The 20,547-nt window shown below is 52.7% G+C and carries 19 protein-coding genes and 1 riboswitch; of the genes, 14 read left to right on the top strand and 5 right to left on the bottom strand.

The window, feature by feature from the left end; all coding sequences use genetic code 11:
- Window positions 1–210: 210 nt before the first annotated feature.
- On the top strand, window positions 211–2,286 hold the full coding sequence (locus AC3ZPD_RS11850) for a peptidoglycan D,D-transpeptidase FtsI family protein (protein WP_490984501.1): 2,076 nt from the start codon (window positions 211–213) through the stop codon (window positions 2,284–2,286).
- A gap of 129 nt (window positions 2,287–2,415) precedes the next feature.
- Here the strand turns inward: AC3ZPD_RS11850 and AC3ZPD_RS11845 are convergent, their stop codons facing one another.
- Complete coding sequence (locus AC3ZPD_RS11845) at window positions 2,416–2,880, bottom strand: nuclear transport factor 2 family protein (protein WP_490984500.1); 465 nt, start codon at window positions 2,878–2,880, stop codon at window positions 2,416–2,418.
- 421 nt (window positions 2,881–3,301) lie between these two features.
- Here AC3ZPD_RS11845 and AC3ZPD_RS11840 point away from each other — a divergent pair, with 421 nt between their 5' ends.
- From AC3ZPD_RS11840 to AC3ZPD_RS11830, 3 genes are read left to right on the top strand one after another with little or no spacing between them, the layout of a single operon-like run.
- Window positions 3,302–4,057, top strand: coding sequence for an HAD family hydrolase (locus tag AC3ZPD_RS11840; protein ID WP_490984499.1), 756 nt, complete (start codon window positions 3,302–3,304; stop codon window positions 4,055–4,057).
- Between the two features lie 6 nt (window positions 4,058–4,063).
- Complete coding sequence (locus AC3ZPD_RS11835) at window positions 4,064–4,555, top strand: DUF456 domain-containing protein (RefSeq protein ID WP_490984498.1); 492 nt, start codon at window positions 4,064–4,066, stop codon at window positions 4,553–4,555.
- Window positions 4,556–4,609: 54 nt separating this feature from the next.
- The gene (locus AC3ZPD_RS11830; RefSeq protein ID WP_490984497.1) at window positions 4,610–6,244 is read left to right on the top strand and encodes a putative polysaccharide biosynthesis protein; all 1,635 of its coding nucleotides are present in this window, start codon (window positions 4,610–4,612) and stop codon (window positions 6,242–6,244) included.
- 218 nt (window positions 6,245–6,462) lie between these two features.
- On the opposite strand, the gene AC3ZPD_RS11825 is transcribed toward AC3ZPD_RS11830, so the two are convergent.
- A complete protein-coding gene (locus tag AC3ZPD_RS11825) occupies window positions 6,463–7,800 on the bottom strand; it encodes a DUF2515 family protein (RefSeq protein WP_490984496.1) in 1,338 nt (445 codons plus the stop codon).
- Between the two features lie 72 nt (window positions 7,801–7,872).
- Between AC3ZPD_RS11825 and AC3ZPD_RS11820 the strand changes: the two genes are divergently transcribed.
- The 8 genes from AC3ZPD_RS11820 (at window position 7,873) to AC3ZPD_RS11785 (ending at window position 16,305) form a co-directional block, all read left to right on the top strand.
- Window positions 7,873–8,271, top strand: coding sequence for a thioredoxin family protein (locus AC3ZPD_RS11820; RefSeq protein ID WP_490984495.1), 399 nt, complete (start codon window positions 7,873–7,875; stop codon window positions 8,269–8,271).
- Window positions 8,272–8,449: 178 nt separating this feature from the next.
- Window positions 8,450–9,379, top strand: a complete 930-nt coding sequence (locus AC3ZPD_RS11815; protein ID WP_490984494.1) for a COX15/CtaA family protein — start codon at window positions 8,450–8,452, stop codon at window positions 9,377–9,379.
- A gap of 213 nt (window positions 9,380–9,592) precedes the next feature.
- Window positions 9,593–11,374 carry a UbiD family decarboxylase gene (locus AC3ZPD_RS11810; protein ID WP_490984493.1) on the top strand — a complete coding sequence of 594 codons (1,782 nt, stop codon included), beginning with the start codon at window positions 9,593–9,595 and terminating at the stop codon, window positions 11,372–11,374.
- Between the two features lie 72 nt (window positions 11,375–11,446).
- Window positions 11,447–12,172, top strand: coding sequence for a Cthe_2314 family HEPN domain-containing protein (locus AC3ZPD_RS11805; protein ID WP_490984492.1), 726 nt, complete (start codon window positions 11,447–11,449; stop codon window positions 12,170–12,172).
- A 116-nt stretch (window positions 12,173–12,288) separates the two neighbouring features.
- Window positions 12,289–12,407, top strand: a riboswitch (SAM riboswitch).
- Between the two features lie 194 nt (window positions 12,408–12,601).
- On the top strand, window positions 12,602–13,699 hold the full coding sequence (locus tag AC3ZPD_RS11800) for a methionine ABC transporter ATP-binding protein (RefSeq protein WP_490984491.1): 1,098 nt from the start codon (window positions 12,602–12,604) through the stop codon (window positions 13,697–13,699).
- Between the two features lie 2 nt (window positions 13,700–13,701).
- Window positions 13,702–14,370, top strand: a complete 669-nt coding sequence (locus AC3ZPD_RS11795; RefSeq protein WP_490984490.1) for a methionine ABC transporter permease — start codon at window positions 13,702–13,704, stop codon at window positions 14,368–14,370.
- A 69-nt stretch (window positions 14,371–14,439) separates the two neighbouring features.
- On the top strand, window positions 14,440–15,300 hold the full coding sequence (locus AC3ZPD_RS11790; RefSeq protein WP_490984489.1) for a MetQ/NlpA family ABC transporter substrate-binding protein: 861 nt from the start codon (window positions 14,440–14,442) through the stop codon (window positions 15,298–15,300).
- A gap of 216 nt (window positions 15,301–15,516) precedes the next feature.
- A complete protein-coding gene (locus tag AC3ZPD_RS11785; RefSeq protein ID WP_490984488.1) occupies window positions 15,517–16,305 on the top strand; it encodes an SDR family oxidoreductase in 789 nt (262 codons plus the stop codon).
- 69 nt (window positions 16,306–16,374) lie between these two features.
- On the opposite strand, the gene AC3ZPD_RS11780 is transcribed toward AC3ZPD_RS11785, so the two are convergent.
- A complete protein-coding gene (locus tag AC3ZPD_RS11780) occupies window positions 16,375–16,620 on the bottom strand; it encodes a NifU family protein (RefSeq protein ID WP_068697485.1) in 246 nt (81 codons plus the stop codon).
- 86 nt (window positions 16,621–16,706) lie between these two features.
- Between AC3ZPD_RS11780 and AC3ZPD_RS11775 the strand changes: the two genes are divergently transcribed.
- The gene (locus tag AC3ZPD_RS11775) at window positions 16,707–16,967 is read left to right on the top strand and encodes a YuzB family protein (RefSeq protein ID WP_490984487.1); all 261 of its coding nucleotides are present in this window, start codon (window positions 16,707–16,709) and stop codon (window positions 16,965–16,967) included.
- Between the two features lie 61 nt (window positions 16,968–17,028).
- Here the strand turns inward: AC3ZPD_RS11775 and AC3ZPD_RS11770 are convergent, their stop codons facing one another.
- Window positions 17,029–18,090: an NAD(P)/FAD-dependent oxidoreductase gene (locus tag AC3ZPD_RS11770; RefSeq protein WP_490984486.1), complete on the bottom strand. Its 1,062-nt coding sequence runs from the start codon at window positions 18,088–18,090 to the stop codon at window positions 17,029–17,031.
- Window positions 18,091–18,180: 90 nt separating this feature from the next.
- Window positions 18,181–19,287, bottom strand: a complete 1,107-nt coding sequence (mqnE, locus tag AC3ZPD_RS11765) for an aminofutalosine synthase MqnE (protein ID WP_490984485.1) — start codon at window positions 19,285–19,287, stop codon at window positions 18,181–18,183.
- A gap of 325 nt (window positions 19,288–19,612) precedes the next feature.
- On the opposite strand from mqnE, the gene AC3ZPD_RS11760 reads away from it, so the two are divergent.
- Window positions 19,613–19,969, top strand: a complete 357-nt coding sequence (locus AC3ZPD_RS11760; RefSeq protein ID WP_490984484.1) for a HesB/IscA family protein — start codon at window positions 19,613–19,615, stop codon at window positions 19,967–19,969.
- Window positions 19,970–20,547: the final 578 nt, after the last annotated feature.

Below are 20,547 nucleotides of genomic sequence, written 5' to 3'. Positions count from 1 at the left end.
TGTTTCAATGAAGAGGGGAACGGCTGCTGCGCAACGGCCGGAGCTGAATGGACGGCTGAAGAAGGGAGGAACGATTTTGCCCAGCCCGGCTCAGGCTCCAAATTCCCCCACGGTTCGCTAAAGTTCGCAGCCGCCGGCATCGGTATGGTAGAATAGAAGTCTGAAAGAGTAGAGGTCTAAGTTAATAGAAAGCAGGGTTGAAGGATTCAAATGAAGAAAGCTTATCAGGATGATCCGCAGAAGCAGGAAGCTGCGCACCAACGCCATTTTAATATTCGTTTGAACGTGTTTTTTTTCAGCGCATTTGTTATTTTCACCGTGATTATCGTGCGTCTCGCGATCCTTCAGTTCGTGGATGGACCAAGCCTGCAGGCGGAGGAAAGCAGCCTGACGGTCAAACAGGTGCCTTTGCCGCCTACCCGGGGGACGATCTATGATGCAACCGGCGTGAAGCTGGCTTATTCCACTCCGCAGCAGTCGCTATATATCACGCTTCTTAAGGACTACAGCTCCACTACCGGGGCCAGCAACCGGCCTGAAGCCTTGGCGATGGCCCAGAAGATCGTAAACGTTTTTAATACGGTCGGTGATCCGAGCACGGAAAAGGTTACGGTGCAGGAGATCGTCGATGCGATGGACCTGGACTCCAAGCTGAGCGGCGGGTATGCCCCAAGACGCCTGAAGAGCGGGCTTACCGATAAGGAAGTCGCTTATTTCCTGGAGCATAAATCCGAATTTCCGGGCGTCGACGTCGTGGAGGAAAGTGTAAGGAAATATGATAAGGACACCGTAGCCGTGCAGGCCATCGGTTATATTAAGAAGTTCAAGGGAGCTTCCACCAGCCTTGATAAATACAAGCAGCTCCGGGACATGAAGCCGGATGATCCGGGCCAGCAGTATACCGACAACGAAGACGTAGGTTTTGACGGCCTGGAGTATCAATACCAGGATGAGCTGCGCGGTAAAAACGGATATAAAAGCATACCGGTCGATCCGCGCAACATGGCCGACGGCATTGCGGAGATTACGCCGCCCGAAAAGGGCGACGATCTGCACCTGAACATCAACAAAAACATTCAGGTCAAAACCGAGCAGGCGATCATGGACCAGCTGGACTGGCTGCATAACCATCCGGTGAGCGGCCAATACCATCCAAACGCGCAGACCGGTTTTGCGGTAGCGATGGAAGTGAATACGGGCAAAGTGGTCGCCATGGCCAGCATGCCGGATTATGATCCGAACGTTTGGGGAACCGGCAGCATTTCGCCGTCCGATTATAAAGCGATTCAAAACGTGTACCTGAACGGTACCATACGTTCCTTCCCGTCCGGCCAGGAGGGCGTGCACCCGGAATCCGTCGTGCTGATGGGTTCAACAATCAAACCGCTGTCGGTTATGATCGGACTGAATGAAGGGTTGTTTACGACCACAACCTCGTATAACGATACCGGTATCGCTTATTTCGGTAAAAATGATTCTTCCTCCGTCCGCAACTCGCAAGGACATGCTTACGGGTTTCTCAGCAGTCCGGCGGATGCGATCCGCCATTCCTCCAACACCTTTATGGTCGATATGGTCGGAGAGAGAATGTGGAAGAAATTCGGCGACGACGGAATTACGCTCTGGGATAAATACATGAAGGAGTTTGGCCTGGGCGTCTTAACCGGCGTAGATTTGCCGAACGAATATAAAGGTTACCGCGAGTATGTGAACGAAAAAGAAACCTCGCTGTCCCGCCTGGCTTACGCTTCTTTCGGCCAGCAGGGGAAATACACGACCATGCAGCTTGCACAGTATGCGGGCATGCTCGCGACACGCGGCAAACGAATGGAGCCGCAGCTGGTGAACAGAATCACCGATTCGGACGGCAAGGTGGTTAAGCAATTTACGCCTAAGGTGCTGAATACGGTTCAATTTAAAGACAGCTACTGGAATGAAATCCTGAAGGGCATGGCGACCGACGTACATGAGGCCTTTGATGGCTTCCCTTACGACTTCGCCCGCAAAACAGGGACCTCGACGCAAACGATTTACGGCAACGGGAAAAAATACGACGTCGATAACGGCGTATTTATCGCCTTTGCGCCGCGCGAGAATCCGAAGCTGGCCGTTGCGGTGGTTATTCCGGAAGGCGGATTCGGCGCCTACAGCGCCGCTCCGGTTGCACGCAAAATTTTTGACGCCTACGATTATGAATACGGTCTGGACGGCGTTCCGAAGAAAACGCTGCAAGCCCAGAACAATAATTCGGCCGATAACGGAGCAAAAACCGGCGCCAATAACTAATCGCGGCATGTTTAGAAGGCCATCCCCAAGGGGATGGCTTTCCGCATATGAAGATCTATTAAAGCCGTAGATGCGGCAACGGGCATCAAGTTATGACCCGATTCATCGCCATGCGGGATTGCCGGATGCTCACAAGCCAAGCTCGGATAAGCCGGGATAATTGTCGGGTCGGCGGCCAAGCGGCCAATGGTATTTCCGGTCGGACTCGCGGATGGGCAAATCGTTGATGGAAGCATAACGGGTCCGCATGAGTCCGTTTGCGTCAAATTCCCAGTTCTCGTTCCCGTAAGACCGGAACCAGAATCCGCCGTCGTCATGCCATTCGTAAGCGAAACGCACGGCGATCCGGTTATCCGTGTAAGCCCACAATTCCTTGATCAGTCGGTAATCCAGCTCCCTGTTCCATTTCCGGCGCAAAAAGGCGATGATCTCTCCTCGGCCCGTAAGGAATTCGGAGCGATTGCGCCATCTGCTGTCCGTGGTGTAGCCCAGCGATACATGCTCCGGATTCCGGGTGTTCCAGTTGTCTTCGGCAACCCTTACCTTGGCGATTGCTGTCTCTCGCGTAAAAGGCGGCAGCAGGATGTTGATCATGTCCGCACATCTCCTTCAATTGTTCATTACAGTTATTTTATGCATAAGGGGGCTTGGGGCATTCGAACCGGGTGAGGGATTGGAGAATCCGACTGAAACCGGCGCCCAAAAAGATTGCCTTGAGGAAACAAATTTACCCTTAAGCAATATTATATACAAAGTGATAATTAAAAAAATTAGGATCCGAATCTTCCGAAGGAGGGAGAACCATGACCCCTTTGCAGGCCAAAAAAAGCCCCGTTCAGCGCGTAAAGATCACCATCGGCGTGATTATCGCCGCCGTTTTTTTATAACGGGTATCGAACCTGTCTAGGCAGGCAAGACGGTTTCGGTTGGTGGCTTCATGCGACCTATGGTAAAATGGCGTTACGTGTGAAGGAAAGAACAGATATAGAATTCACTTAAGGATAGGATAGAGGAGATGACCCCATTGAAATACCGTTTGCTTGCACTGGATATGGATGGAACCTTACTGACGGACAATCACCAAATTTCGCCCGAAACGGAAAAATGGATCCACAAGGCTGCCGAATCCGGCGTCCATATTTGCTTATCGACCGGCCGTGCTTATAACGAAGCTGCTCCGTTTGGCAAGGAGCTGGGTCTGGACACTCCGATGATTACGGTCAACGGGAGCGAAATCTGGAAAAACCCGCAGGAGCTTTATCACCGGGAGCTGCTGGATCCCGCGCTGGTCGATAAAATGCACCGGCTGGCCCAGACCCAAAATATCTGGTTTTGGGCTTATTCCGTAGAAGGTTTATTTAACGAGGAAAATTGGTACGAGGGCGTCATCGGGGAAAAAGAATGGTTAAAATTCGGTTATAACGTTGAGGACGATCAGATTCGCCATGAAGTTTTGATGGAGCTTCAGAACATGGGCGGGCTGGAGCTCACCAATTCCTCGCCATGGAATATCGAAGTGAATCCCCTGGGCATCAGCAAGGCCAGCGGAATCCGCACCGTCTGCGGACTGCTCGGCATCGAGATGTCTGAAACGATTGCCGTGGGAGACAGTTTAAACGACCTGGCGGCTATCCAGGCGGCGGCTGTCGGCGTGGCTATGGGCAACGCGCAGCTCGCCGTTAAAGAAAATGCGGATTACGTGACGTCTTCCAACAATGATGACGGGATTGCGGAGGTCATCCGGAAATTTATTTTTGCCGAAGAGGTGTAATTAAACATGTGGATTGATGTCATCGGGTGGATATTAGTCGTTGCTTTGTTCGTAACAGGACTTGCCGGGGCGATCTTTCCGGTGCTGCCCGGTGTGGTTGCCGTGTATGCGGCCTTTTTTGTTTATGGCTGGTTTTTCGGCTTCCAGCATTTCGGCTGGGTTTTCTGGTCCTTGCAATCGCTGATCGTCGTTGTGCTGCTGGTTGCCGACTATCTGGTCGGGGCTTGGGGCGTCAAGCGGTTTGGCGGAAGCAAAGCGTCCGTATGGCTCAGCACGATCGGCGCGATTGTCGGTCCGTTTGTCATTCCGGCGTTTGGCCTTGTCATCGGCCCGTTTGTAGGCGCCGTGATCGGCGAACTGCTGACGGGAGCGGGCATCAAGCAGTCGCTTAAAGCCGGCGTAGGTTCGGTCGTCGGGCTGTTCAGCAGCATGGCGGTCAAAATCATTTTGCAGATCGTTATGATCGTGGTCTTTTTCATTTGGATTTTCAGCTTCTAATGTCCGAAGAAAAACTCCGCTCCGCGGGGGACCTGGGGAAAGAGGGAATTTCGTTTGTCTAAGAAGGAATCATTTATTAAAGGAACGCTCATTCTGGCCGTAGCCGCGCTGGTGGCCCGCGTGCTGGGCATGGCTCAGCGGGTGCCGCTTGAGCATATTTTCGGCGCGGTGGGCAATGCTTCGTTTACGATTTCGAATAATGTGTACCTGCTGCTGCTGACGGTTGCCACGGCAGGCATTCCGAGCACGCTGAGCAAAATGGTTTCGGAGCGTTACGCGCTGCAGCGTCCGTCCGAGGCCAAACGCATTTACCATGCGGCGTTGATTTTTGCTGCCGTTACCGGCGTGCTGATCACCGTCCTGCTGTATATTCTGGCTCCGCTTTATGCGCGGGCGGTTAACGTTCCGGAATCGGCGCTTGCGATCCGCGCCTTGGCTCCGGCGCTGCTGCTGTTCCCGACGGTGGCGATGATGCGGGGGTATTTCCAGGGCAGAAACATCATGGCTGCCGGAGGCATTTCCCAAATTATCGAGCAGATCCTGCGGGTCATTGCGGCGATCGCCATTGCCGTCGTTATGCTGAATGCGAATTACGACGATAAATGGGTGGCTGCCGGCGCTTCGTTCGGCGGCGTTCTCGGCAGTATAGGCGCTTTTGGGGTGATGCTGTATTTCTTCGCCAAAATGAAGCGGGAAGACAGCCAAACCCGGCTGGAGGACTTGTCAGAGGGAGAACCCCCGATTCCGTTTAAACAAATTTATGCCAGCATTTTTAAATTATCGATTCCGATCGTTTTGTCCTCCTTGGCGATCCCGGCCGTTTATTTCATTGACGGCTCCATCGTAGGGCCGATGCTGAAAGGACAAATCGGAACGGATCAGGCCACTTACCTGCTCGGGATTCTCGGCAGCCGCGCGCAAAGCATCGCCGGGATTCCGCCGATTCTTTCGATTGCGCTGAGTACGTCGCTGATCCCGATTATTTCCGGCGCTTTTGCGCGGAAGGACATGCCTTATCTGGAGAAGCAAATTACGCTGGCGATGCGGATCTCCGTCATTACCGGCATGCCGATCGTGCTGGCCTTATGTACGGCCGCCTATTCGGTGAACGGCCTGCTGTACAGCTCTTTGGACGGCAGCGGGATCATAGCCCTGCTGACGCTGGGCACCATTTTTCAGATTACGATGTCCACCAGCAGCTCCATTCTGCTCAGCATGGGCAAACCCAATTTGTCGATGGTCCACGTGCTGATCGGCATTGCCGTCAAGCTCGCGGTCAGCTTTGCGCTGGCTCCGGTATTCGGCATTTACGGCATCATTGCCGGAACGGGCATCTGTTTCCTGGTGATCACGCTGCTTAACATTCGTTCCCTGAAGCAAATCGTGCCGTTTTCAATCCTGGCCAAACGCTGGACAGGTTTCCTGTTTACGGTTCTTGTGCTGGCAGCCATCGGATACGGCCTGAACCAGGCGGGCATCCAGCTGGTGCATGTCATCCCAAGCCGCATCGCTTTTTTCATCACCTGCTGCATTGTGGGCGGCGCGACCGTTGCGCTGTATCCGGTGATGCTGATTTTGCTCCGGGTTATCCGGCGGGAGGAGCTGGACAGCTATCCGAAAGCGCTGCGCAAGCTGCTGCGTCCGCTGATGCGTTTTGCTCCGGCTGCGCCCAAACGTTCGGAGGGTTAATAGTTAACGGGCACACTTAAAGCTGTAAATGTTCAAAATAAAAGAGCAAATAAGAATGAATAAATAAGAATGGATAAATAAGAATGGACATAAAAGGCGTACATGCCCCTTGGACAAGGGTGCGTGTGCGCCTTTTATGTCCCGGTTAATGCGGCCTAAGTGATCCGGCCTGCTTGCCTGCAGCACCTTCGTCTTTCATCCGGAAGAAGTTTGCCCGGTCAGTGCATTTTCGTGGCGTCCCATCTCCGGGCTCCGGCCGCCGCGTCATGGGCGTAAGCTTTTTTCAGGATCGCCGTTTCATGGCCGGCCGTAATTTCGCAGAGCAGCGGAAAGGTCGGGACACTGAGGTCGGCAAGGGCGGCTTCGTTCTGAAACCAGTCCTCTCTGGTGACAGGCTCATAGGGCGTATCCTCGAAGCATTCCAGCAGCGAGGGCGAATAAATCGGCTGCCGGTTCAGCTTGAAATGGCTGTGAAGCAGCTCCTGGCCCTGCTTTGGCGTGGTCTGCGCCTCCGGGCGTTTCGCGGAAAACAAAGCCGGCCAGTAATCCGCACGGGACCCGGTATGGGGAGTGGCAAACGCAAATTGCTCCGCTCCGCGCCGGACCTGCAGCAGCCCGAACAAGATGGCGTACAGATGTTTTCCCAGAAGAATCCTTGCGTTTAAGCCGGCGAAATGGCTCATGATTCGTCCGGCCAGCCGCGGCAGCTCCTGTTCTTTGTCCCGGTTCTCTGCTGATTCAAACGGAAACACCACCTGATGGATTCCGCTTAAGGCGCTAAGCTGGAAATGGGGTTTATGCATAACCGTCTGCTGGAAAAACGGGTGCTGCACCACTCTTTTCTCGATATAATTTTGCTCGTTGATAATCAAGCCGACAGCGAGCAGGCTGCTGGAACGGCTCAGCCAGAAATACTCCCAGAAGGGCTGCATAAACCGGGAGACATGGAAACGCGGCAGCAGGTGGAAGAGGCTTTTTCCCAGCCGTTTGCTGTGGGTGTAGAGTAGAAGCTGAGGATAGGCATCCTGAAAAATAAGCGCATTGCTCCGCTCCAGAAAGCGGTACGTGCGGTAAGTGTCCGTGTCCTGCATCAGCAGGTCGGCTTGTCCGCCCTTCAGATCGCTCATGTTCCACCCGGCGTTGCGGGAAACCATGTGGGCCAGAAAGGCCCAATGCAGCTCGGGGAAATCACGGTAAAGCTTGAGATAAGCGGCTGTGCGTGTTAAATTGTTGCGGTTGTCCCGTTGGAGAGAAAAGGCGATATCGGCAAGCACCTCCTGGTCGTCGGCGCCTAAATAAGCCGTCGTCTTCTCCTGCTGGCCGAGCCGGGTGGGCGGGAGTTTCCTCCTTAGTTGTTCTTCCAGCGACGAGCGGACGAAACCGGCCGCCGCTTCGTTCCAATCCAGGCTCCGCCTGGACAAATGCAGCCTGCCGGATGCGGCCAGGTCAAACGTTTTGCCGGCTGCCGAACGCCAGGCCGCCGCGGGCAGCGACAGCAGGATGTCCCTCCAGATTTCAGCCGGGTTTTCTTCCCGGCGGCTTTTTGAATGCTCCATAGTTTCACCTCGAAATGCCGATCTGTCTTTGATTTCCATTATTGCCCAAGGATTTGACTTCCACTCCCAGGTTTGTTCTACTTAAAGCAAAACCGTTTATTAAGGAAAGGAAGATACAACATGCTGAAAGTAACTACGGCGGAACAATTCCGCGAATTAACCGGGTCTGAAGGTCTTACGGTGGCCGTGTACAAAGCCGACTGGTGCGGGGACTGCAAATTTATCGACCCGTTTATGCCCGAGGTAGAGCAGGCGTATGCCGACCGCCTGAAGCTGATTCAGGTCGATGTGGACGAGCTGGAGGAGATCAGCCGGGAGCAGAACATTTTGGGAATCCCGAGTTTTATCGCTTATTCGAACGGTAAAGAGCTGATCCGTTATGTGAACAAGCTGCGCAAATCCCGCGCGGAGATCGAGGATTTTCTAAACAAGGCCGTCGCCGTGAACGAAACGCTCAAAACTCAAGCGTAAATATCACAGCAAAGGGTCAAACGGGCCTGGATTTTGATAGTGTTGGACATTTTGTCACATGTCGCTTGTGATACAGGCTTTGCCATCCGGTATAATGAAAATGGAATTGAATCCATTTCCGGTATGAAATGAATTCGGTTGGCAAAGCTTTTACTAAAATCATATTGCAGGTGATAGAATGACAACCAAACAGTTGAAATGGCTGGCTTACGCGGCCACGTTGTTCGTATTCCTGGCTACCTTTGGCGGCGGCGTCGTCACCAAAACAGAATCCGGACTCGGCTGCGGCAGCCAGTTTCCGCTGTGCAACGGCAAATTCGTGCCCGCGCATACGCTTGCGTCGATTATTGAATATTCGCACCGCGGGGTGAGCGGCCTGGCCGGGATTTTGGCGCTTGCCGCTTTTGTGGCTTTTATGATCTGGCGCAGAAACCGCTTGGACCTTCGTATTTATGCTTTCCTGGCTTTATTGTTTGTAGTGATTCAAGCGGCCATGGGCGCTTTGGCCGTTGTTTTTACCCAGTCCGCACCGATTATGGCCCTGCATCTCGGGTTTGCCCTGATCTCTTTTGCAAGCTCCGTTATGCTGTCGCTAGGCATCAGGGAGCAGGATAAACAGGAGGCGATGATTCCCGCCGAACCGCCGCGCAAGGTATCCAAAGGATTGCGCAATTTGAGCATTTTTACGGCTATCTATACTTACATCGTAGTCTACACGGGGGCATACGTGACCCATACGGATTCTGCGGGCGCCTGTTACGGGTTTCCGCTGTGCAACGGAAAATGGATTCCGCCGCTGACGGGCGGAGAAGGCATTCAGTTCATGCACCGTTCGGCTGCGGCCTTGCTGTTCGTGCTTATAGCGATATTGGCTCATTTCGCCTACCGCAACAAGTCGGGCAACCGCGAGGTCCGCGGACTCGGACTGGCTTCGATCATCCTGATCGTGCTGCAGATTTTTGCGGGCATTTCGGTGACTTATACCGTGAACGATTACAACTGGTATTTGTTTACGTCGATTTCCCACATTCTGATCATCGAGGTGTTGTTTGGCCTGCTGTGTTACATGGCTGTCCGGACCTCGCTGCTCAGCCGGAACGGCAGATAACCGCCGCCGGAGCGCCTTGGAAAGCGCGCAATGGTTCTCTTTATACAGGCCCGAAGGCGGTTTGCCGCTTGCGGGCCTGCTTTCTTTTTCCGGCAAGGGGAGGGAGGGGCCGAAGGCCGGGCAGCAGCGGAGAATTTTGCAGAAATCGCGAAAAAATATGATATAGTTGGGAGTAGCATTCAAGAGGACGAATACACCTGGGAGGGAAACCGATTGAGTTACAAAAATTTACGCCAGTGGATCGAAGCGCTGCGCAAGGAAAACGACTTGGCGATCATCGATGCGCCGGTTGATCCGTATTTGGAGCTGGCTGAAATTCACCGCAGAGTGATTGAGGAAGGAGGCCCGGCGCTCCTGTTTACGAACGTGAAAGGCACGCCGTTTCCGGTGGCGACGAATTTGTTCGGAACGGAGAGACGCGTGGACATGGCGTTTGGACCTAAACCGGAGCAGCTTGCTAACCGGCTGGTCGGCGCTTTGGACAAGCTGATGCCGCCTACGCCGAAAGCGGTCTGGAATGAACGGGGATTAATTTGGGACGCTATCAAGATGGGCTGGGGCACGATTCCGAAGACGGTTCCCAAAGGGGAGGCGCCGATTCTTCAGGCTTGCCGGACGGAAAATCCGTTGGCCGTTCTGCCCAAAGTGACCAGTTGGCAGGAAGACGGCGGGCCGTTTATTACGCTGCCGCTTGTCTATACGGAAAATCCGCTCAAAGCCGGCGACCACAACCTCGGGATGTACCGCATCCAGCTCTATGACGACCAGACGACCGGCATTCACTGGCAGATCCATAAGGGCGGGGGTTTCCATTACCATGAAGCGGAGAAGCTGAACCAAGCCCTCCCGGTGACGATTCTGATCGGCGGTCCGCCGGCCCTGATCGCTTCGGCGATCGCGCCGCTGCCGGAGCATCTGCCCGAGCTGCTGATGACTTCGTTTGTGATGGGCGAACGTCTGCCGATGGCGGAAAATCCGCTTGGCGGGCACCGCATCCCGGCCGAAGTCGAATTTGCGATCCATGGCTCGGTGCCGCCGCATGAACGCCGTCCGGAAGGTCCTTTCGGCGACCATTACGGTTATTATTCGCTGCAGCATGATTTCCCCGTGCTGAATGTTAAACATATGTGGCACCGCAAGGATGCCATCTACCCGGCCACGATCGTCGGCAAACCGCGGCAGGAGGATTATTATCTGGGAGACTTCCTCCAGAAGCTGCTGTCGCCGGCTTTTCCGCTTGTCATGCCGTCCGTGCACACCGTATGGACTTATGGCGAGACGGGGCACCATTCGCTCGCTTCCGCGATCGTCAAGGAGCGGTATTCGCGCGAAGCGCTGGTGGCCGGCTTCTCCATTCTGGGTCAGGGCCAGCTGTCTTTGACCAAATTCCTGATGCTGACGGATATCCATCTGGATCTGGCGGATTTCCGCAAGCTGCTGGAAACGGTGCTGGAGCGGTTTAATCCGTCGACCGATCTGTTTATCTTCAACAATACGTCTCATGATACGCTCGACTACACCGGCAAGAGGCTGAATCACGGCAGCAAAGCGATCCTGATCGGCGTCGGCGGCCCGGTGCGTGATCTGCCTGCGGAATACAACGAAGGGGACATTGCGGAAATCGACCATATTGCTCCTTATCATAAGGGTTGTCTTGTCGTTTCCGGGGCATCCTATGAACGGGAGCCGGAGCTGGCGGCCAGAGTGCTCGGAAGGCTGCGGGAGCGCGGAACCTCGTGGCCGCTGGTCGTGCTGGTGGATGACGCAGAGACGGTCGCTTCGAGCACCAACAAGTTTCTGTGGACCGTGTTCACGCGTTTTAACCCGGCTACGGATATTTATTCCCAGGCTGAGGTGCGTCAGCACCATCTGGCTTACAGCCTGCCGCTTGTCATCGATGCCCGCATGAAGCCGGGATATCCGGACGAGCTGAATCCGCGCGAGGATATCGTCAAGCTGGTGGACGAGCGTTGGAAAGCGTATTTTCAGGGGTAATAAGTTAGAGACCCGCTTAACCGGGCTGAATTCCATTCTTTAGCGATACGATCACCAAGAGGAGGGAAGACTATGCTGCGCACTTTACTCGGAGAACCTCCGCGCGAGAATGAAGGTCTGATCGCGGATGCGGTAGACGCCATGGTCAAAACCGTTCAGCTGGCCGAACGGGAAATCGGACGCAGCCAGGATCCTACCCATGATTACCGGAAAATGGAGATTTTGACGCGGGGGCTGATCTCTTCTATCGACGAGCTGGAGCAAAGCGCATTTGCGGCCGGCTTTTTCCGGGAAAAGGTGAAAACGGACTTTATCGAGGATATGGATCCGATGGAGAAAAGCGATTACGCCAGGTACGTTTATTTTTATAAGGACGGGTTTATCCGGCTGTTTTCTCTGCTTGATAAGCTGGGCTGCGTGCTCGACGACTTTTTTGCGCTGCATACGGAGAAGGTGAAGCCGCATTATTCCTATTTCACTGTGCTCCGGCAGTTTCCTTATTTGAAGGTACATACCGATTTGGGGAAAGAGCTGGATGAGCTGAGAGAGGCTTACAAGGAACCGATATCCGTGCTGCGGAAGCGGAGAAATACGGAGATTCACTTCATGAACATGGAAATGCAGGACGATTTGTGGCAGAGGCATCAGACGCTTCACGGCAAAATCGAACTGGAGGACCTCGACCGGTATATGAAGGACCTGTGGCTGGGGTATGAAATGGCGTGTAAATCGCTGATTGCGGTATTTTCGTATATCAACCGGTTATTTCAGCAGCAGGAAGTCCAAACGAAGGCATGAAAGCAACCCTGCAAAGGTTTCCAGAAACAGGCTGAAAATTTTCTTTGACAAATGATGTTAGACTTACTATACTAAATTCTATCATCTATTCGTAACACTTAATCCAAGTTGAATATTTCTTATCAAGAGAGGCGGAGGGAAAGGCCCGATGAAGCCCAGCAACCGATTCAAATGCGTACATTTGGATGTCATGGTGCTAATTCCTCAGAATGCGCGGCATTCTGGCAGATGAGAAGGTCTGATCTTTGAAGATTGTGAGGGCCCTGAGCATCTGCTCGGGGCTCTTTTTGCTGATATAGGAAAATAAGGATCGGGTTCCTGCTTCCTTAAATTAGGGGAAATAGAGCGGAACGGGGGTTTTGTTCGTTTTATATCCCGATAAAAACGATCGGCTTAATGAATTTTGTGAAAGAGAGCTGGACTAATAACATGATTGAACTCAAAAATCTTACAAAGGTCTACGGTTCCAAATCCAAAACCACAACGGCGTTGTCCGGATTGAACCTGACCGTGGATAAAGGCGAAATCTTCGGCGTAATCGGCCATTCCGGCGCGGGGAAAAGCACGCTGATCCGCTGCATTAATCTGCTGGAACGCCCTACCGGCGGCGAGGTGTGGGTCGGAGGCAGAAACCTTACGGCTCTCGGAAAAAGAGAGCTGCAGCTGCAGCGCCGCCGCATCGGCATGATTTTTCAGCACTTCAACCTGCTGTCCTCGGCTACCGTGTATGACAACATCGCTTTCCCGCTCAGGCTTGCCGGGTCGGACAAAGCGAAGGTGAAGAGCAAGGTGGAGGAGCTGCTGAGCCTGGTCGGGCTTGAGGCGCACAGCGGAAAATATCCGGCCCAGCTCTCCGGCGGGCAGAAGCAGCGGGTCGGCATCGCCCGGGCGCTGGCCAGCGATCCGGACGTGCTGCTCTGCGATGAGGCGACTTCGGCGCTGGATCCGCAGACGACCGATTCCATTTTGAAGCTGCTGCTGGACATTAACCGCAAGCTGGGGCTCACCATTCTGCTGATCACGCATGAAATGCAGGTCATTCAAAGCATTTGCGACCGGGTAGCCGTTATCCATGCCGGGGGCATCGTGGAGCAGGGATCGGTTTCAGAGGTGTTTCTGAAGCCGAAACATGCGGTCACGAAAGAATTTATAGGCCGGGATGGGACCGGCAGCGGCGGGGCTTCAGCCGTTCCGGCCGAATCAGCCGAAGAAGGGCTCCCGGAGGTCCGGGTGTCGGGTTTTTCCGGCTCGGGGGTGCAGCAAACGTCCGGAGCGGCCGGTCTTTCGCCAACAAGCGGAACGGTCTACCGGATTACCTGTCTGGGCGAAAATACCTACGGCACGGACTTGTCGGAGGTGGTGCTCAGCACCGGCGTGCATTTTGCGATCCTGCAGGGCACGGTTTCCACGATCAAAGACGTTCCTTACAGCCAGCTGACCGTAAGTTTTTCCGGAACGCCGGAGTCCATTGGGCTGGCGGTTTCCAAGCTGCGGGAACGGCAATTTGATGTGGAGGTGTTGGGCTAGGTATGTGGGGGTTGGATTTTTCGCAAATTGACTGGAATGAAATGAGGCAGGCATCCTACGACACGTTGGCGATGCTGGGGTATTCGCTCCTCTTCACGATCGTGATCGGATTGCCGCTTGGCATCCTTCTTTACATGACGGCCCGTTCGAATAACCGGGTCATCAACTCGGTATACGCTGTAATTTCTTTTATCGTCAACATTTTAAGATCCGTTCCGTTTGTAATCCTGCTGATCTCCTTGCTGCCTTTAACCAAGCTAATTGTAGGCACAACGCTGGGCGTTACCGGGACGATTCCGCCGCTGGTCATCGGCGCTGCGCCTTTCTTCGCCCGACTGGTGGAGACCAGCCTGCGCGAGGTCGACCGCGGCGTCATCGAAGCCGCCTACGCGATGGGCGCCTCGACCGGGCAGGTCGTGCGGCGGGTGCTGCTGCCGGAATCGCTGCCGGGTTTGATTGCCGGCGCGACGATCACGGCGGTTACGCTTGTGTCCTATACGGCGATGTCCGGCATGGTCGGCGGAGGCGGGCTTGGCGATCTGGCCATCCGGTTCGGTTATTACCGGTATGAGAAAGAAGTCATGATCATCGCGGTGCTGTTTATGATCGTGCTGGTGCAAATTCTGCAGATGGCCGGTGACCGGCTGGTGCGTCATTTTACAAGGAAATAAGGAAACCAAACATAGATACAGGCACTTATCCTTATTCAAAATTTATTATTCAAATGGAGGGTATTCAGTATGAGAAAAATTTCGCTTGTTTTGCTTACGCTTATGATGGTGGCCGTCCTCGCCGCCTGCGGCAGCAACAACAAAAACAACGCTTCATCCGCTTCGGATGCGTCGGCTGCACCCCAAACTTCGGCAGCCGCTTCCGCAGAGCCGGTCAAACTGGTAGTAGGCGCAACGGCCGTGCCGCACGCCGAAATTCTGGAGCACATCAAACCGGCGTTGGCTGCGGAAGGCATCGACCTTGAGATCAAAGAATTTACGGATTATGTACTGCCAAACAAAGAGCTGGCCGACAAAACTTTGGACGCCAACTACTTCCAGCACCAGCCTTACCTGGACGATCAGAACAAACAGCTCGGCACCGATTTGGTCGGCGTCGTCGGCGTCCATGTGGAGCCGTTTGGCGCTTATTCCCACAAATATAAAACGGTAGACGAAATTCCTGACGGCGCAACCGTAGCGATTCCGAACGACGCGACCAACGGCGGACGCGCGCTGCTGCTGCTGGCCCAAAACGGCCTGATCACGCTGAAAGACGGCGCAGGCATCGAAGCCACCAAAGCCGACATCGTATCCAACCCGAAAAACCTCAAGTTCAAAGAGCTGGATGCCGCCATGCTGCCGCGTACGCTGGACGAGGTGGACCTGGCGCTGATCAACACGAACTACGCGCTGGAAGCCAATCTGGTTCCGACCAAAGACGCGTTGTTCATTGAAGACAAGGACTCCCCATACACGAACCTGCTGGTAGCCCGTCCGGACAACAAAGACTCCGACGCCATCCAGAAGCTGGCCAAAGCACTGACTTCCGACGACGTGAAAAAGTTTATTGAAGACAAATATCAAGGCGCGGTTGTTCCTGCGTTTTAAGAAAAAATAACGGCTTGCGCAGGACAGACGCCTGCAGCCGGCAAAGCGGCTTTCCCTTTGGTCCCCGGACCGGGGAAAGCCGTTTTTTTATGGGTGTACCGGCAATTTGGAGTCTCTGCACCCAGCGAAGAGGCCTTCGCGGTTGTGGAGAGCAGGGTTATCTTTTATACTATAAGAATTGGGAAGCAAGTAGGTAAACGCCGAGGAGGTTGGAAGTTGGACGCTAAGATTGCTCTTATCACAGGCAGCGCAAAAGGCCTGGGAAAACGCACGGCGCTGGCTTTGGCGGAGCAGGGCTATGACATCGCGCTGAATTATGTCCACAGCGAACGGGAAGCCAGGGAGCTTGAGCAGCAGATCCGTCAGCTTGGCGTGCGGTGCATTTCCGTGAAAGGCGACATTTCCAAACGTCATGATATTATAAATTTGGTTGAGACCGTACAGCGGAAGTTGGGCGGGGTCGATATTCTTGTCAACAATGCCGGGCCGTTCATCCGGGAGCGCAAGCTTTTTTCGGATTACGGGTGGCCTGAAATCCTGTCGCTGATCGAAGGCAATCTGACCGGCACGATGCTGCTGGATCATTTGGTGCTGGAAGGGATGCGCAGAAAAGGATGGGGCCGAATCATTCATTTTGGCTTCGGACATGCCGCCGAATCGAGAGCCTGGCCGCACCGCTCCGTTTATGCGGCAGCCAAGACAGGGCTGGTCTCCTTCACCAAAACGCTGGCCGTTGAAGAAGCGCCTCATGGTATTACGGTGAATATGGTATGTCCGGGAGATATCCGAGGGGATAATAAAGAGAAATCCATCGCCGAGGTCTGCGGGCTTCAAGACGGCGAAACGCCGCGCGGAAGGCCGGGGAGCGGGGAGGACGTGGCCCGGGTCATCGCTTTTCTCTGCCAGAGGGACTCCGATTTCATTACGGGAAACATCATGGATGTTTCGGGGGGACTGGACCCGATCCGGCCTTTAATCAATCATTCGCCTGCAAGCGATGCCTGAACCGAACCGTGGCAAAAAAACAAAAAGTCTTGGCATTCCGCAAGGAACACCAAGACTTTTCTATAAAAATTAGAATACCTGTACGACCTCTTGTACGCCTTCGACTTCTTCGAACAGGGCGCGTTCGATACCGGCTTTAAGCGTGATCGTGGAGCTTGGGCAGCTGCCGCAGGCACCCATCAATTTCAGCTTAACAATGCCGTCCTCAACGTCTACCAGTTCAACGTCGCCGCCATCGCGCTGCAGGAACGGACGCAATTTGTCGAGAACCTCCAGCACTTCATCGTACAATGTATCTTGTGCATTTGTGCTCATTGATATCAACTCCTTTCAGAACATAATGTTATTATAGTACAAATTATACTAAATTAAAATGGTGATAAAGTGAGGGAAATAACAGCATGAGACCCATCATTGAATTTTGCGCCAGCAACATGCATTTCGGAACCGACGAAGTGATGGAGAAGCTGGAGGAAAACCCGGATTATGATGTCATTGAATACGGCTGCCTGAATAACTGCGGGTTATGCGCTTCGGCTCCTTACGCCTTGGTCAATGGCGAAGTTGTGGAGGCGGAAAGCGCAGATCAGCTTTACGTGCTTATTATGGACAAAATCAAAGAGATGGAAGCGTGGAATGCGCTGGATTTTGATCTTGATTAATCGGATATTGAAATAAAAGGAAAAATAAAACCTCCGGCCATAAGCCGGAGGTTTTTTGCTGTTAACCGAGATGACGTTTGGATTTCCAGAGTACCCCGCTTTTCAGGATACGCGGTACCCGTCCGGTCACATAACGTTTGCCCATCAATCCAAAGCCGGCTTTTTTGCCGAGGGACCCGAGCGTCCCTTTCAGCTTGATCGAGGAAAGCTTCGGCGTTTCTCCGCGCCACTGCGCCAACGCCACATGCGCGATCTGTTCGCCTTGGCCTTCAGCGGCCTGTGCGCTTGGAGCAAACGGCAGGCTTGCGCAGTCGCCGCAAACGAACACTTCCGGATACTCCGGGATCTGATGGTATTCATTGAGTAAAACCCGTCCCGAAGGATCTTTGGCCACATCCAGCTTTTGCACCAGCTCCACCGGCTGGATGCCGGCGGTCCAGATGGTGACGTCGGACAAAATCTCCTCGGAGCCGTTGTGGATGATGCCCGGTTCAAGCGAAGTAATGGAGATATGCGAGCGGGTATCCACGCCATGTTCATGGAACCACTTGGCCACATAGCGGGATAAGGTTTCCGGGAAAGCGGACAGCACGCGCGGTCCGCGGTCCAGAATGGTAATGTTGAGGTCCGGCCGGCTTTCGCGGACTTCGGCAGCTACTTCAACGCCGCTGAGGCCCCCGCCCACGATATGAACGTTTCCGTATGGTTTAAGATCGTTGATTCTGCGGTAAGTTTCACGGGTCGCCGAGAACGTTTGAATCGTAGAGGATACCTCCTGAGCGCCCGGAATGCCGTGAAAACGGTCCGTACAGCCCAGTGCGATGACCAGCTGATCGTAAGGAAGCGGATCCGCTGCCGCAAAAATCACCTGCCGGTTCTCCAAATCAACGGAAGACACTTCTCCGTATTTAATTTGGAGTCCTTCATGCTCCGGGAATGGAACACGCAGTTCATAATCAGATGATGTGCCGGCGGCAAGCGCGTAGTATTCGGTTTTCATGCTTTGGAACGGCATGCGGTCCACCAGGGTAACCTGCACGTCGCTTGGAATATTGCCTTTAAAAAGGTGGTTGGCCACAGTAACGCCGCCATACCCGCCCCCAAGAATTACGAAATGTTTCATAGTATAATGAGTCCCCTTCATTTTGCCGGATCTCCTACCCGGCCTGCTAAATTAAACTCTGACTATTGTTTAAAAAGGATTGCTCCTTCATTATTCATAAACTTCGATTTCGTTATAGAAGGTATCTCTTTCCACCGGAATGCGGCCGGCGCCTTTGATCAGCCAGATCAGCTCTTTGCGGGTCATTCCTTCAGGCGTTACGGCACCTGCTGCGTGGCTGATGCGTTCCTTCAGGATCGTTCCGTGAACGTCCGAAGCGCCGAAGCTGAGGGCCACCTGGGTAAGCTGCGTGCCGATATTAATGAAGTAAGCTTTAATATGGTCGATATTATCAAGCATCAGGCGGCTGATGGCGATCGTTTTTAAATCCTCGTAAGCCGAGTTGCGGCGCATGATGCTGGCGTTTTTGTTTTTAGGCTGCATAGAGAGCGGGATAAACACCATAAAACCGTTGGTTTCATCCTGAAGCTCGCGAATCTGGATCATGTGGCGGACCCGGTCTTCATGGGATTCAATCGATCCGTACAGCATGGTCGTATGGGTTTTCATCCCCAGCTTGTGAGCCGTACGATGAACATCCAGGTATTGATCGACGTTGGCTTTGTCGACTTTCATCTTCTGGCGGTATTGATCGGAAAGAATTTCCGCGCCGCCGCCGGTTAACGTCTTTAATCCGGCTTTCTGCAGCTCCTGCAGCACTTCCTTGATGCTGAGCCCGCTGAGCCGGCTGAAAAATTCAATTTCCGCAGCCGTATACGCTTTGAGCGTGACTTCAGGGAAACGTTCGTTTAAAGCTTTTAAAGAATCCACATAATATTGGAAAGGAACATGATTGTTGTGGCCGCCTACGATATGAAATTCGCGCACGCCGGGATGGATGTGCTGCTCCACGTATTCGATCATTTCCTGGCCGGACAACGTATAAGAACCTTCTTCGCCCTGATCCTTGCGGAAGTTGCAGAAGGCGCAGTAGGATTCGCAAACATTGGTGAAGTACAAGCTCATATTCTCAATAAAATAAACCTTTCTTCCGTTCTTTCTAAGATTTACTTCATTGGCGAGCTGGCCGATGGTCAGCAGATCGTCGCTTTCATAAAGATAAACCCCGTCTTCTAAAGATAATCTTACCCCGTTTTTGACTTTTTCAATAATTTCAGCCATCTTTTGATCCTGATGAGGGAGTGCAACAACGGACATACGATTTCCTCCATTCCTAAGTCTCTCTGAACCGTTTATTGTGAAATAATGAACAGATCATTCAAGAAAAATATATTGCCTTAAATTTAGGGCATGACAAAATTCCGACAATTATCACTCGTCCTATTATAAACCTCTGTTCCTACAGGGGCAATAACAGTTAAGGGACGAAATTTCGGGAACAACCGGGAAAAAACGCGTAATATTACATAAAATTAGAGCTATAAGCATGTATATGTGAATTTTTATATAGGTATTCGTTTTGGTTGAGACCCGGCGCAAGAAGGCGTATACTGAGAATAGTAAGGTAAAGGAGGTTCAACTTATGATTAATATTAGCGATAACGCCCTAGATAGAATCAAGAATACTTTGGCTGAACAGGAAAATCCCGATCTGTTTCTGCGCCTGGGCGTCAATCCCGGAGGCTGCAGCGGTTTTTCCTATGCGATGGGGTTTGATGACCAGGAAACCGATCGAGACGTTTTTATGGAAGTATCCGGATTAAAGGTAGTCGTGGAGAAAAGCGATTTGCGGTACCTGAACGGCCTCAAAATCGATTTTGAAGAATCCGGCATGGCTGGCGGGTTCACGATCGAAAATCCGAATGCCATTGCCTCCTGCGGCTGCGGCCAGTCCTTCAAGATGAGAGACGAGGAAGGCCGTCCCGAGGTTTGCGAATAGAAAGCAATATTTATAACGCTAGATGTTAGCTGTACCCAACAGGCTTCTCCCGAAGGAAGTAAGCAATATTCCGGCGGGGGAGGCTTTTTTTATTGGTGAAAAGTTTGCAGGCCGCACTTGATTCCGGATGAATTCCGAACAAAGCCCTGATTCCACAAGGGGAATTTATGCCTTTAAGCCCAATAATCTTTAAATGTTAAGAAAAAAATTTTCAAAACTATTCAATTTTATGCGTAAATCCTTATTTTCAATCATAAAAGGATAGGATATAATGCTTTTTGGAACAAATACTGTAATAGATATGTTTCTTTATCTAATCTAACATCCGTTCCTTCTATGCCGGATTCACTTATAAAAATGTTGCCATACCTGCCACCCTAGTTTACCCTTTGATCGGGCACATTGAAACAAGGCGTTATTGGCGTTATTCAGGCGTATTGATCAAAGGCCTTTTTGTGTACCCCGCTTAATTTTATATTGACCTACTAAACATCTCTCCTAAAAATCAGGCGGAAAGCCGTGGACAATCATCCAAGAGAAATTATGCTGTCTCGAGTATATATAACCATGCCCTGTGT

It is taken from the genome of Paenibacillus mobilis, from assembly GCF_058267595.1.
The sequence above is the reverse complement of the archived record's forward strand: the minus strand, read 5'-3'. Positions and strand labels throughout refer to the sequence as shown.

Bases quoted from the DNA above. Each gene is read 5' to 3' on its own strand.
- AC3ZPD_RS11850 (WP_490984501.1), top strand. From the start codon at position 211: ATGAAGAAAGCTTATCAGGATGATCCGCAGAAGCAGGAAGCTGCGCAC.
- AC3ZPD_RS11845 (WP_490984500.1), bottom strand. From the start codon at position 2,880: ATGATCAACATCCTGCTGCCGCCTTTTACGCGAGAGACAGCAATCGCC.
- AC3ZPD_RS11840 (WP_490984499.1), top strand. From the start codon at position 3,302: ATGACCCCATTGAAATACCGTTTGCTTGCACTGGATATGGATGGAACC.
- AC3ZPD_RS11835 (WP_490984498.1), top strand. From the start codon at position 4,064: ATGTGGATTGATGTCATCGGGTGGATATTAGTCGTTGCTTTGTTCGTA.
- AC3ZPD_RS11825 (WP_490984496.1), bottom strand. From the start codon at position 7,800: ATGGAGCATTCAAAAAGCCGCCGGGAAGAAAACCCGGCTGAAATCTGG.
- AC3ZPD_RS11815 (WP_490984494.1), top strand. From the start codon at position 8,450: ATGACAACCAAACAGTTGAAATGGCTGGCTTACGCGGCCACGTTGTTC.
- AC3ZPD_RS11805 (WP_490984492.1), top strand. From the start codon at position 11,447: ATGCTGCGCACTTTACTCGGAGAACCTCCGCGCGAGAATGAAGGTCTG.
- AC3ZPD_RS11800 (WP_490984491.1), top strand. From the start codon at position 12,602: ATGATTGAACTCAAAAATCTTACAAAGGTCTACGGTTCCAAATCCAAA.
- AC3ZPD_RS11795 (WP_490984490.1), top strand. From the start codon at position 13,702: ATGTGGGGGTTGGATTTTTCGCAAATTGACTGGAATGAAATGAGGCAG.
- AC3ZPD_RS11790 (WP_490984489.1), top strand. From the start codon at position 14,440: ATGAGAAAAATTTCGCTTGTTTTGCTTACGCTTATGATGGTGGCCGTC.
- AC3ZPD_RS11780 (WP_068697485.1), bottom strand. From the start codon at position 16,620: ATGAGCACAAATGCACAAGATACATTGTACGATGAAGTGCTGGAGGTT.
- AC3ZPD_RS11775 (WP_490984487.1), top strand. From the start codon at position 16,707: ATGAGACCCATCATTGAATTTTGCGCCAGCAACATGCATTTCGGAACC.
- AC3ZPD_RS11770 (WP_490984486.1), bottom strand. From the start codon at position 18,090: ATGAAACATTTCGTAATTCTTGGGGGCGGGTATGGCGGCGTTACTGTG.
- mqnE (WP_490984485.1), bottom strand. From the start codon at position 19,287: ATGTCCGTTGTTGCACTCCCTCATCAGGATCAAAAGATGGCTGAAATT.
- AC3ZPD_RS11760 (WP_490984484.1), top strand. From the start codon at position 19,613: ATGATTAATATTAGCGATAACGCCCTAGATAGAATCAAGAATACTTTG.